Source organism: Candidatus Ozemobacteraceae bacterium, assembly GCA_035373905.1.
GTDB lineage: Bacteria > Muiribacteriota > Ozemobacteria > Ozemobacterales > Ozemobacteraceae > MWAR01.
Genome location: DAOSOK010000025.1, coordinates 26,300 through 39,041, shown reverse-complemented (window position 1 = coordinate 39,041; position 12,742 = coordinate 26,300). Strand labels below are relative to the sequence as shown.

Here is a 12,742-nt window from a genome sequence, read left to right as displayed (position 1 = left end):
ATGAACTCCTCCCCTCGCCTGTTCGTTCGTTGCGACGGCCGTGACGGCCCCGACTATGCGAAGACCGCGTTCGACTCGTTCGTCGTCGACGAGGGCGTATTCGCCGAAATAGGTACCGGACTGAACGCGAACCCGGCATACGCAGGTCTCGAGCGGATCGATCTCGGGGGCGCGACGGTCCTGCCGGCGTTCGCCGACGCCCACGTGCACTTCATGCAGACCGGCCTGACCCTGATGGGATGTTGTTTCGACGCATGCAGGTCCCTCCGGGACGTCTTCGACGCTCTCGCCGCGTTCGTCAGAACCGACGGTCACGACTGGATCTTCGGCTGGAATCTCGACGAAACGCAGTTGAAGGAAGGCCGGCTTCCGACGATCGCCGAACTCGACCGCATCGTCGGCCCGCGCAAGCTCTGGCTGTCGCGCATCGACCTTCACTCGGCGATTCCCAGCTCCGCCACGGTGGAATGGGCCCGGAACATCGATGCCGCGTATCTGCCTGAAAACGGCCGATTCATCAGGGATGCCTACAACCGTCTTGCAACGCTCGTCATCGGCTCACTACCGGCCGCCATGAAACGGGCGGCACTGGAAAAGGCGCGTCGATACTGTCTGTCCGCAGGCGTCACCTCCGTTCATGCGCTCGAAGGCGGTTGGAGCGCGTCGAAAGATGATGTGGCGATGATCGCCGACTTCCTCGCCAGGCCGGGGTTCCACGGCCACGTGTATCATCAGACGGAAGACCCCTCGCTCGCACTTGAGCGCGGCTGGCCGCGTCTCGGCGGCTGCCTGTTCATCGACGGTTCGTTCGGGTCCCGCACGGCTGCCCTGACGACTCCCTATGCCGACAATCCCTCGACAAGCGGCGTCGTCTACCGCGATGCCGCGAACATCGAATCGCTCATCGGAACATGCGCCACGCACGGCCTTCAACTCGCGATGCACGCGATCGGCGACCGTGCGATCGCCTCGCTCGTCGACGCCCACCTTGCGTGGCGCGATCGATCGGCCCCGCCCCCCGTTCCACACAGAATCGAGCATTTCGAACTGCCGGGCCGGGAAACGATACGCCGCGCGAAGGACGCAGGACTGCTGATATCGATGCAGCCGGCCTTCGAAGTGCTGTGGGGAGGCGACTCCGGGATGTATGCCCTTCGTCTGGGCGATCGGCACCGGATGACGAACCCGTTCAGATCCGTTCTCGATGCCGGATTGCGAATCGCTGGCGGCTCGGACAGTCCCGTCACTCCCGTGGACCCCTTTCTCGGAATCCACGGGTTCCTCAATCACCCCAACGCGGGCGAGCGCGCGACGCTCAACGAAGCACTGCGTGCCTTCATCGTTGAGCCCCATGCGTTCGCCGTCTCCCACCCCGATCGAGGTCGGTTCCGCAGGTCGTTCAGAGCCGATTTCGTCTGTGTGTCGAGAGATCCGTTCAAAATCGATCCGCGCGAGCTGCGAACCGTCCGGGTCGCGCGAACCTTCGTCGGAGGATGCGAAATATCATGAGATATTTACCTATACTCGTTGCGATCGCCTTGTTCTGGACGACGCCCTGCGTCGATGCGCAGACGCCCCTCTCCACAACGACCACCCCGGCCGTGAGCGAGATCTGTGCCATCGCGGAGGATTTTTTCTCGAAGTTCGAGACGCTCGACGTTCAGACCGCGATGAAAGCGCTCTTCGCGATATTTCCCCTCAATCAGCAGGCGCAGGATGCGTTCGTGATCGACGTTACGAACCTCAAGACGAAACTCGGCACACCGACAGGCCACGAGTTCATCGGCTACAGGCCGTTCGGCTCAACGCAACGATACTTCGTGGTCTATTTCCTCACGTTCCATCCGCGCATGCCCGTGGCATGGGAATTCACGTTCTACAAGCCGGAACCAAACGCACCATGGCAACTCAATTTCATCCGGTTCGACGCGGACGACATTCAGGAGTTTCTGGAGTTCACGAAACTGCAGTTCGAGTCGCTCCGCCGGCAGAACTCCGCTCCGTCTGGCGCTTCCGGCCATCTTCCGGCAGAACATCTGAGCGAACCTCCCGCGCCGGCCGTCGGCGAACTCATCCCTGCGACGGCTCCGGTTGTGTCCGCTCCCTGAAAAACGATGAAAGGCCAAAGGAACGAACGATGACGACGAAACTCAAGCCCGCAAGACGCATTCTCGAGCTTCCGCCCTATGTGTTCAAGCGTATCGACGACCGAAAACGCGAGTTGACCTCCGCGGGTTTCAATCTCCTGAATTTCGGCATCGGCGATCCGGATCTTCCGACGCCGGATTTCGTCATCGAAGCGATGGATCGCGCCATGCGAGACACCTCGAACCAGAAATACCCCGCGTATGAGGGATGCGCCCAGTTCCGTGAGGCCGTTTCCAGGTATATGCTCGACAGGTTCGGGGTCGACCTCGATCCGAAAACAGAGGTGATGGCCCTGATCGGCTCGAAGGAAGGACTGGCGCATTTCGCCTGGGCATACATCGACGAGAACGACGTCGCCCTCGTTCCCGACCCGGCATATCCGGTATACAAAACCACGACGGAGTTCTCGGGAGGCGAAGCGCACATCATGCCGCTCCTCGAGCGAAACGGCTTTCTTCCCGATCTGTCGAGAATCCCCGATTCGATCGCGCGGCGGGCAAAAACGATGTATATCAATTACCCGAATAATCCGACCGGGGCTGTCGCATCCGAAAAGCAGCTCGCCGCCATCGTCGAATGGGCCCGGAAACACGAAGTCATCATCGTCTCGGATGCCGCATACGCTGAACTGACGTACGATCCGTCCGACCGGCGCAGCATCCTTTCGATTCCGGGCGCGAAAGATGTCGCGATCGAGTTTCACTCATTCAGTAAAATCTTCAACATGACCGGCTGGCGCGTCGGATTCGCCGTTGGAAATCCAGCCCTGATCGCCGGTCTTCTCAAGATCAAGACCAACGTCGATTCCGGCGTCTTCGACGCGATTCAGCTTGCCTGCGTTTCCGGACTCTCGCACGTCGGTCCCCATCTCGACAGCCTTCGCGCGACATACACCCGGCGCCGGGATGCCATGGTTTCGATTCTCGGCGAGTTCGGCCTGAAATTCCATCCGCCCCGCGGGGCTTTTTATCTCTGGGCGAATTGTCCACCCGGCACGACATCAGAAGGGTTCACGATGAAACTCATGGAGGAAACGGGAATCGTGACGACACCCGGCACCGGTTTCGGAAAACACGGCGAGGGCTACGTTCGGTTCGCCCTCACCCAATCCGTCGAAGCGATCGCCGGCCTCCGCTCCCGACTCGAAAAATTCCGCAATTCCATGACCGTCTGATATATATACATCACTATAACGATTCAGGGGCGGGCCTCAAGCCCGCCCCTGAATTTCGTTGGACGACTAGTGTTCAGGAATCGGCGGCCTTCCAGTGGTCGACGTCGTTCACGGTGCGAGAGAGCAGATCGTCGGCGCGCTTCTCCGACCCGGCTTCGACGGTGATGTTGACGAAAGGCTTGTCGGGGTCCGGGAGGATGAGCGCCCACTCGCCCTCGCCAAGAAGCACCTTGACGCCGTCGATCAATTGGGTCTGGCGGTCTTTGGCGAACTCCATCGCGTGGCGCATGACCTTTCCCTTGGCCTCCCAGGGACAGGGGATGTTCTTGCTGCGGGTGTGAAATTTCGGCAGATCGTCGACGAGTTCCGAGAGCGGCTTCCCGGCCCTGGCCAGAATCTCGAGAAGCTTCGCGGTCGAGATCATGCCGTCGAACACCGGCTGGAACGCCGGGAAGATCGTGCAGCCGTCACCGTTCCCGCAGAACGAGACGTTGTCCGAGACCGCGGCAGTCATCAGGGCGCGGCCGTTGGTCTTGGTGCGAATGACGGTTCCGCCGGTCTTCTTGGCGAGCAGGTCGATCGCGTCCGTCGCCGAGACGGGCACGGCGATCCGGGCGTTCGGGATCATGTCGAGGATCAGTTTGACCCAGGCCACGAGCGCGACCTCGCCGACCAGGGGGCGGCCCTTGTCGTCGATGATCGTGATCTTTTCGGCGTCCGAGTCGAGCAGCAGCCCCAGGTCGGCCCGGAGCGACTTGACGATCTCGGAGACGTTCTCGAGCGAGGTCTTCGGGTTGACGCCCGATTTGTGGACTTTCTCCTCGTCCTGGAAGGTGTTGAGCGAGATAACCTCGCAGCCGAGCTTGCCGATGAAGGCCGAGAAGATGCCGCTGGCGCCGCTGTAGGCAAAATCGACCACGATTTTCAGCGCGCGCTTGCGAACGATCTCGGTGTCGACGTTGTTGAGCAGTTCATTGCTGTAAAACTCGGCGACCCGCGGGGGAAACACGATGTCGCCGACGTCCTGCATCGAGACGCGCCGGAAGTCCTCGCGGTTGAACAGCCGCTCGATCGACTTCTGGCTCGTCGGGGCAAGTTCGCGGCCCTCGGCGTCGAAGATGCGGATCTCGATCTGGTTCGGGTCATTCGCGACCATGCCGACGTGGATACCGCCCGCCCGCCTGAACGCGGTCGGCTTGAACCGCGCGACCGGACTCGGCATGACCCGCAGGTCGGCTACGTTCACGCCGGAAGAGGTGATGCCGCAGATCAGCGCTCGATTTATAATTCTGCATATTTTATGACTGCTGCGCGAACAGTTTACGCTCGCGCCCTTGGGCAGTGTGCTGCCGAACGCGGCGCCGACCTTCGCGGCCAGTTCCGGGGTGATCTCGAGATTCCCGAGGCCGGATATGCCGTAGTTCGAGAACAGGCTCTTCGTCCACTTGTCGCTCCAGACGATGCTGCTGAAGACCGTCGAGCCGTCCTCGACAACCTTGCGGGGCCAGATCTTCACGTTGCTGCGCACGGTCGCGTGGTCGCCGATGCGGCACTCCTCGCTGACGACGACGCCCGCCTCGAGCGTCGCGCCGTCGCGCACGTGCGTGTCCGCCCCGACGATGCCCTCGGTGATGTGGGCCTTGTTGCCGACGTAGACGCGCTCCCAGAGAATCGAATCGACGATTTTCGAGCCGCCCTTCACGACGCAGCCGTCGCCCAGGATGCAGTTCTCGAGCTCGACGCCGTCCTCGACCACGCAGTTGGCGCCGATGATGACACCGCCCTTCATGTTCACGCGCCGCCCCATCTTCGTGTTGGCGCCGACCCAAGCGTCCCGGCCGATCACGTTCAGGCGCTCGCCCGGGATCTGGATCTGGACGTTTCCGTTCAGGACGTCCTTGTGGGCCAGCCGGTATTCGTTGATGTCGCCGATATCCTTCCAGTAGCCCTCGGCGATGTATCCGTACAGCGGCAGTTTCTCTTTCAGCATGTGCGGAAAGAGGTTCTTGCTGAAATCGAACTCGGTCTTCGAGGGGATATGCTCGAGGATCTCCGGCTCGAGAATATAGATGCCGGTATTGATGGTATCCGAAAACACCTCGCCCCAACTCGGCTTTTCGAGGAACCGCTCGATCCTGCCGTCGGCGCCGGTAATGACGACGCCGTATTCGAGGGGATTCGAGACCCTCGTCAGCACGATCGTCGCCATCGCCTTGCGTTCCTCGTGGAACTTGATGGCGGCCGAGAGGTCGAAATCGGTGAGAACGTCGCCGGAGATGATGATGAACCGCTTCCCCTTGAGATACTCTTCGGAATTCTTGATGCTGCCCGCGGTTCCGTAATCGGCCGTGGCCATCACGTAGTCCATCTTGATGCCGAAGTCCGATCCGTCGCCGAAATGCTTCGTGATGACTTCCGGCTGGAAGTAGAGAACCGATACGATCTGCTTCAGATCGTATTTTTTCAGTAGATTGACGATGTGCTCCATCATCGGCATGTTCGCCAGGGGCACCATCGGCTTGGGAACATTGCACGTGATCGGCCGGAGCCGGGTTCCGAACCCACCTGCCATGATTACAGCGTTCATCGTTCGAGTCTTCCTTTCCAAGTCCGTTCCTGTTCTGCAGCTTCTATTGCGCTGTGTCAGGTTCATATTCTAGGCTACCCCATCACTTCCGTCAAACGGAAAGAGTCAGGGCAGGCGCATCGGTTTCATAACCGCTCTCCAACCGCGATGGACGGTGCGACATCCGCCCCTGCGGCGGATGTCTGCGATTGCTCCCTAGGCGCGCCTCGTGAAGGGGAAGCGGCTCAGCGTCTGGAACGCCTTCAGGCCGGCTTTTTCTGCGAGACGGAGGGAGGGGGCATTCTCGGCGGAAACGACGTAGAGAAGCCTCAGACCGCGGCGGCGCATGCGTCTGAGCATTTCCCCGAGCAACCGGCTGGCGATACCCCGGTTGCGCCAGCCGGGCGACGTTTCGATATACACTTCTGCGGTATGCGGGGTGAGATGGATGCATTTCACGAGGCCGACGACGGAGCCGTGTTCTCGGGCGTAGATGGCTTCGTACAGGGCATCCTCGGTCCCGGCGGCGAGTCCGTCGGCGTTTTCCGCCCTGTGAAGAAATTCAAGGCCGTCGGCGGAAGAACCATGACCGGCTGTGGTGGAAGGCATCCAAGGTGTTCCCGCGTCGCGAAACCAGGTCAGGTGTTCGATGGAGTCGGTCCCGAGATATGACGAAACGGCGGGTGCATCCGTGAGCGGAACGAGCAGATGGAACTCGACTTGCGGCGGGTACAGACGGAGATGTTCCAGATACTCCGTCGGCCGGCCGAACGCGTGCGCGAGGTTCCATTCGCCGGCCTGCGTGTCGGCATGCACGAGAAACCATCCCGCCCCCGCATGCACGCCATCAGGCGGCAGGCATTCGACGTGTTTTCTGCCAGTCGTCAGGAGATGGAACTCTTCGTTGAACGCCTCTTCATGCCCGGCGAGAAACTCGAGCCAAGCCCGGCGCCGTTCAGCGTTTTCGGTCACGCCGGTTCCCCGACTGAATTTCACGTCGTCCGGTTCCGCGTTCCTCAACGCTCCGGGAAACGCGGACGGACTGCCCGTCGGGCGTGAGGCCGGTTGCATACATCGCCGTGCCGATCGTCGCGGGCGTCGGCGTGAACTCCTGGATCTGCTCGTGCACGAGACGGAGTCTGCGGACGGTTTCGGCGATTGCGCCGTCCTTTCCCGCCGAACCGGGAAAAGCGGTCATGAAATACGGGACAAGATACAATCTGAGCCCTGCCGCTGCCGTCTCACGCTTGAACCTGTCGACGAACGCCGCGAAATCGGCATCGGCACCTTTCCTCATGAGGCGCAGGACGTCACGGTCGACGTGCTCGGGAGCCACCTTGAGTTGGCCGGATATATGGTGCCGTATAATTTCCTGAAAGGCGGGCCAGTCTTCATTCCTGATCAGGTCGTATCTGAGGCCGGAGCCGAGAAACACGTGCTTGATGCCGGGGATTTCGCGCGCCTTCCGCAACAGGTCAGCGAGGGGGAAGAGACCGCCGCGGACGTTCCCGCATAGGTTCGGGGAGGTGCAGACGCCGGTCGCGCAGCCGCCGACGCCGCATTCCCAGCCATACATGTTCACCGATGGTCCGCCGACGTCGGGAACGGTGCCGCGGAAGTCGGGATGGCGCGTGAACGATCGGATTTCCTTCAGAATCTCGTCGGGAGTCCGCGATCGGATGATACGGCCCTGATGTGCCGCCAGCGCGCAGAACGCGCAGGCGCCGAGGCATCCACGGTGGGACACGACGGAAAACTGGACCGGTTCGAGGCCGGGAACCGGCTCTCCGTAGACCGGGTGGGTGCGCCGTTGGAACCGGAGATGGTCGAGAAGCCCGGGTTCGGCCGCCATGCCGTCGGGGGACGGCGGGAAGGAGACGACGTCGCCCTTCGGGTGCGGCTGAACGAGAATCGGCGCATCGGGACGAACTGACGTATCGAGCATGACCGAAAGTTCCATGAACCGTGCCGGTTCCTTCCGGCACGCGTCGACCGTCGGCAGCACCCTGATGTTCCCCCTCAGGCGCTCGCGCCACGAGTCGTGCGGAACCCGGACGCAGGTCTGCGGGATCGTCGGCCAGGCGCCCCGCTCGCGGCTCGCCTGCGACCGGTACCAGTCGACGACGGCGCCCAGAACCGACTCCGCCATGCCGTAGACGAGAAGGCTTGCGGGCGCATCGACGAGCATCGGATCCCGGATCTTGTCTTCCCAGAAGTCGTAATGCGCGAAACGCCTGAGCGACGCCTCGATGCCGCCGAGCACGATCGGCACGCCGGGAAAGGCCTCGCGGAGCCGCTGCGTGTAGACCTGGACGGCCCGTTTCGGCCGCAGCCCCGTCCGGCCGCCCGGGGACAATCGGTCTTCGCGGCGCGGCATCTTCATCGAGGTGTAGTTCGAAACCATGCTGTCCATCGCCCCGGCCGTCACGCCGAAAAACAGGTTCGGCCGGCCGAAGACCGTGAACGCGTCGGTCGATTTCCAGTCGGGCTGGGCGATCACCGCAACGCTCGCTCCCAGGGCTTCGAGCCGCCTGGCGACTGCCGCTGCAGGAAACGCCGGATGATCGACGTAGGCGTCGCCGCTCACGAGAATGACATCGAACGGCCCCGATCGGCCCTGCATGTCGATCCTGCCGAGAGCGGAGATGGGAGGATAGCCTGATCCGTTCATGGCTTCCCGGGAGTCCAGCCGGCCAGCCGCACGAAGATGGCTGTGTAGCGGGCCTTGTCGACGAGATACAAAGGCGGGACGAGATACGCGCCGTTCGCGACCATCACTGACGAGGAGCCGCCGTCGAGGAAGATGGCGTCCGTCACATCTCGAAATTCCGGCCTGGTTCGCAGCATCTTCGCGACGGCTGCGAGATTCGCACCCGTTTCGAACACGAGAAGATACAGGTTGTCCTCGGAATCCATCGCGACCACGGAATGCCGGGAGTCCTGATCCTCTTTCCGGAACCGGAATTTCTGCCGTCCGTAGGCCTCCATGTGGACGTCTTTCCGGTCCCGGATGATCCAGCCGCCGCCCCCGAGAAGGTGCTCGAGTCGGTCGCTGTCCCTGATCGGCCGGTTGAAGCGGCTCGACGTGAAGAACTCGGGAAGACAGAGAGATGCCCCGTGAACCGCCGTCTCGCCGAGAACCCATCTCGGGAAACCGGGGCCTTTGAGAACGGCGATGAAACACCGGGAAAAGGAAGCCGGCATCTGACGGACGTTCGGCGGCCGCTTCCCGGAAACGACGAGTTGTCCGAGAACGCCCTGCGTGCCGAAAAACGAGCCGTTGATCGCGGCGACCAGGCTTCCGTCTGAAGCAACGGCCGTTCTGAACTGGTGCAGAAGCCCCGGTTCGCCGTTCCAGGCATGCAGATCCAGTTTGCCGATTCCCTGAGAAACGCGAAGCCCTTTTACGCCCGGAAGGTTGATCCTGTCGATGCCTGCCGGCAGGGATCCGACCTCGCCGCCGACCGCCTGGGAAAGTTCGCCGAGGAAGCCTCTCACCGACTGTTTCAACGACTGGCACGGGGCCGGCTGATACTGCAGCAGAATGAACAGAATCGTCAGCAGGACGATTGCGTTTCGGTTCGGAACAGCAACGCCGTGGTGAGTCATTGGAACCCTTCGCCTTTCATCAGTGCCGGGGAAGCGTGCTGTACAGATACAGCATCCCAGCGAGCGGGAAGAGATTCAGCAGCATCTTGAGATAACGGAGGGCGGCGGACTTCCGGTCAGCGGCATCTTCGAGATACGCGAGGCACGCGCCGACGCTCAGGATGGGAAGGCAGAGGATGCAGACGATCCGCAACACGATGCAGGTGATCGCGAAGTCGACGATCGAATTGTGCGACCTCGATATCTCATACCGGATATAGGAATATCCGGATAATGATATAATAACCGATATACCGAACATCCTCATGGGCGTCAGATGGCGAAGGATGCTCACTGGAGAAGCCCCGTCAGGGTGGTGATGTCGACGGTGGCATACGAGTGCTTTTCGCCGCCGTCGTGAGGCCAGCCGACGCCCGTCCGGAACGTCAGAGGAATACGGCGCAACAGCAGCACCCGGCCCCGTATCTCGAAACCGTGGTCGAACAGATATTGGTATCTCCGGCCCGTGTTTCTCACGTCGCCCATTTCCCAGAACGCCTCGGCGACGACGAGTTCCTTGTGGACCCAGGACTGGATCCATGGAATCTCGACGGGAATCGGCCGCCCGATATGAAACGCGGCCGCGCGCAGCGAGTCGCCGAAACGGACCGAGCCTTCGTACCCGCGCAGGAAATCCGTGCCGCCGAGATTCAGGTCGTCCGGCCGCCTGATGTCGTTTTCCTTGTCGTCTTCCGCCGCCCAGCCCCGCAACGTCGCGACCCACCCGGTATTCCCGAGAGGGACGTATTCGTTCCACCGGATGCCGAGCGAATCGTAGATGAGTTCGCCGCCCGCCATGTTCGAGCCGCGGCGCCATGATGCCGTGACGACGCGCCCCCTTCTCGGAAAAATGTCCCAGAACGGCTCGGTCCGTATCGCGCGGTGATACAGCTCGGCATACAGGGAATGATCCCGGCCCACCGTGGGGACGTCGCCAATGTCAGGGTATTCGGCGATGCCGCGGTGCGTCATGTTCACTCCGGCGGTCAGCGACGTGGAAAGACTGAAGGGGTAACTGAGGCTGAGATCCTGCGAACGGATCCGCTCGTAGTAGGAGTTCGACAGGTAACTCTTCCGCACGACGCGGTCTTCCGCAGCGAAGCCGACCTTGAACAGGTCGAACCGGTGCTGATAATTGCCCGCGTATCCCCAGTTCCTGCTCTTGAAGCCGTAGGTCGGGGAAAACTCGAGCCTGTTGCGGTCCAGCCGGTCGGCGCGGTAGCTGTACACGCCGAACACGGCTCCCTGGTCGTCCCGATTCATTTTCGGCAGCCAGAACGAACTTCTATACTCTGGAGTATACATTCGGCTGTCGAGACTTTCGGGGAAAACGGCGTCATCTGACGCCACGCCCGCGGAAACACCGCCCTGGGCGAACATGCCGAGTGCGATATCGGGGGTGGCCGAGCACGTCGCGTCGCGGGGGGACGTCGGGGCTTCCGGAATGAGCGGCGCCAGCGACGCCGACAAGTCGACGACGAGGGGGCGGAATCCGCCGTTCCGTAACGTGATGACGAGAGGCGTTCCATCCTCCATGAGGTCGTAGTCCCAGACGCCGCCGGGAAGCCGCGTCAGTCGGACCGCCGTCGAAGATCCGGCCGGAATGCGGAACAGCTGGAGGGTGCGGTTCTGCGTTTCGGCACAGAACAGAATGTCGTCTCCGTGAACGCTCGGATACCGCATGATGCCGCAGTTCGCAAACAGCACGACCGGTGAAGAGCCCCTCTCCGACGCCGTCCGGCCGCCGGAGCCCTCGTCGGGAAGGCCGACGCTCATCAGCTGGCGCATCATCCCTTCCTGCTGGATGTAGAGGAGGCGACCGCGGCGAACGTCGAGGGCGACGTCGAGAGGTCTCAGAGAAGGGGCGAACTCGTATTCGATGCGGGAGGGCGGACGCTGCCCGGCACGAGGGGGCGTTGTGACGTCCGGAACCGGCACGGACCGGACGCGGGTCATGCCGTTTTCGACGCTGAGATACCAGAGTCTGCCCGCCGAAACGCGAAGCGGCCTGAAACTCCCGGGTTCGTCGACGACCTGGAACGGCCTGCCTTTCGCGGGCACCGCCCAGAGGACGAGCCGCCTCTGGCGCATATCATTGACGATATATTTGCCAATATACGTCGTCCCCGAATCGGGGTCGACGAGAAGAGCTGGATGAACGTTTTCGAGGACGGCGCGGGCGTTGCCTTTCGCGGCCGTCTTTCCGGGCCCGAGCCGCCAGAGATCGTAGACCTCCTCGCGGCGTTTCGCCGAACTGACCCAGACCCAGCCTTCATTTCCAGGAAGCCTTCGAAGTCCCTGGTAAAAACCGCCTTCGCCGAACTCACCCGGCGACGTCCCCGCGGAACCGGGAAGATCGCGCTTTTTGCATTCGAGTTTCACGAACTCGGAAAACTCGCGGAACGCATCCTTCAGAGACATCCCGAACGCTTCGCGGAACATCTCGTCGAACCTGGCCGGGTTTCCGGCGATCCGCTTCAGGAGATGGTATCCGGCATCGGGTTTCGAACGGCTGTGGAGGAAGTTCATCATCGCGTGCGCCTGGAAACTCATCTCCTCGCGGACGAGAGACTCGCGGCTGTTGATGAGCGCCAGATCATTCATGGAATACATACGGCCCGTGCGGGCCATGTCGTAGAGACGGCTGACATGGAGCGAGTCCATGGGAAACGCGTTATACAGCGCCATACCCTCGATGAACCACGGAGGCATCGAGAGAACGCCAAGACGCCGCCGGATCGCCGTCTTCGCCGGGCCGAGCGTCCGGAGGATCATGATGTGAGCGAGCCGAAGGGCGAACCGGTCTTCGAACGAGTAGCCGCGCGTGCTCAGGGCGCCGATCTCCTCGGTCAGGCCGAGAGTGATCGTATCGAAGTTCGGGTCTGCCGCACTGGTCTCGCGATCGTCGTGATCGATGAGAATGACCGCGACCTCGAACGTCGCAAGACTGGGAAACTGGGCCGTCATACGCTCCTTGACTCGTCTGAGCGTCGACATGACCCGCGGCATCACGGCATGGCACCGTTCGGGGTAATATACCCGGATCCCCTTGCACGTCGTCACGCGATACGTGCCGCTCATGCGATAAACGTCGTTGAGTTCGACCGATCCCGCGGGCATCGAACAGGCCAGGAGGGTCAGTGCGAAAAACAGAACGGGCAAAACATCCCGCTTCAGCCTTCCAGAAAGACTCATGCCGTTTCCTC

9 protein-coding genes are annotated in these 12,742 nt (G+C 61.8%); 3 read left to right on the top strand and 6 right to left on the bottom strand.

Features of this window, described 5'->3' with window-relative positions:
• From PLU72_13100 to PLU72_13090, 3 genes are read left to right on the top strand one after another with little or no spacing between them, the layout of a single operon-like run.
• Positions 1-1,509, top strand: a complete 1,509-nt coding sequence (locus PLU72_13100) for an amidohydrolase (protein HOT29115.1) — start codon at positions 1-3, stop codon at positions 1,507-1,509.
• Positions 1,506-2,108 (top strand): hypothetical protein, encoded by a 603-nt coding sequence (locus tag PLU72_13095; GenBank protein HOT29114.1) that lies wholly within the window; start codon positions 1,506-1,508, stop codon positions 2,106-2,108. Before PLU72_13100 ends, PLU72_13095 begins: the two co-directional genes overlap by 4 nt.
• A 29-nt stretch (positions 2,109-2,137) precedes the next feature.
• Entirely contained in the window at positions 2,138-3,322 is a 1,185-nt protein-coding gene (locus PLU72_13090) for an LL-diaminopimelate aminotransferase (GenBank protein HOT29113.1), read from the top strand.
• Positions 3,323-3,395: 73 nt separating this feature from the next.
• On the opposite strand, the gene PLU72_13085 is transcribed toward PLU72_13090, so the two are convergent.
• The 6 genes from PLU72_13085 to PLU72_13060 all read right to left on the bottom strand — a co-directional run bounded on the left by PLU72_13085 (position 3,396) and on the right by PLU72_13060 (position 12,731).
• Positions 3,396-5,909 carry a sugar phosphate nucleotidyltransferase gene (locus tag PLU72_13085; GenBank protein ID HOT29112.1) on the bottom strand — a complete coding sequence of 838 codons (2,514 nt, stop codon included), beginning with the start codon at positions 5,907-5,909 and terminating at the stop codon, positions 3,396-3,398.
• 195 nt (positions 5,910-6,104) lie between these two features.
• Positions 6,105-6,860, bottom strand: a complete 756-nt coding sequence (locus PLU72_13080; protein HOT29111.1) for a GNAT family N-acetyltransferase — start codon at positions 6,858-6,860, stop codon at positions 6,105-6,107.
• Positions 6,844-8,559 (bottom strand): YgiQ family radical SAM protein, encoded by a 1,716-nt coding sequence (locus tag PLU72_13075; protein ID HOT29110.1) that lies wholly within the window; start codon positions 8,557-8,559, stop codon positions 6,844-6,846. The genes PLU72_13080 and PLU72_13075 overlap by 17 nt, the downstream gene beginning before the upstream one ends.
• A complete protein-coding gene (locus tag PLU72_13070) occupies positions 8,556-9,497 on the bottom strand; it encodes a phosphodiester glycosidase family protein (GenBank protein ID HOT29109.1) in 942 nt (313 codons plus the stop codon). Before PLU72_13070 ends, PLU72_13075 begins: the two co-directional genes overlap by 4 nt.
• 19 nt (positions 9,498-9,516) lie before the next feature.
• Positions 9,517-9,831, bottom strand: a complete 315-nt coding sequence (locus PLU72_13065) for a hypothetical protein (protein HOT29108.1) — start codon at positions 9,829-9,831, stop codon at positions 9,517-9,519.
• Positions 9,828-12,731 (bottom strand): hypothetical protein, encoded by a 2,904-nt coding sequence (locus PLU72_13060; GenBank protein HOT29107.1) that lies wholly within the window; start codon positions 12,729-12,731, stop codon positions 9,828-9,830. Before PLU72_13060 ends, PLU72_13065 begins: the two co-directional genes overlap by 4 nt.
• Positions 12,732-12,742: the final 11 nt, after the last annotated feature.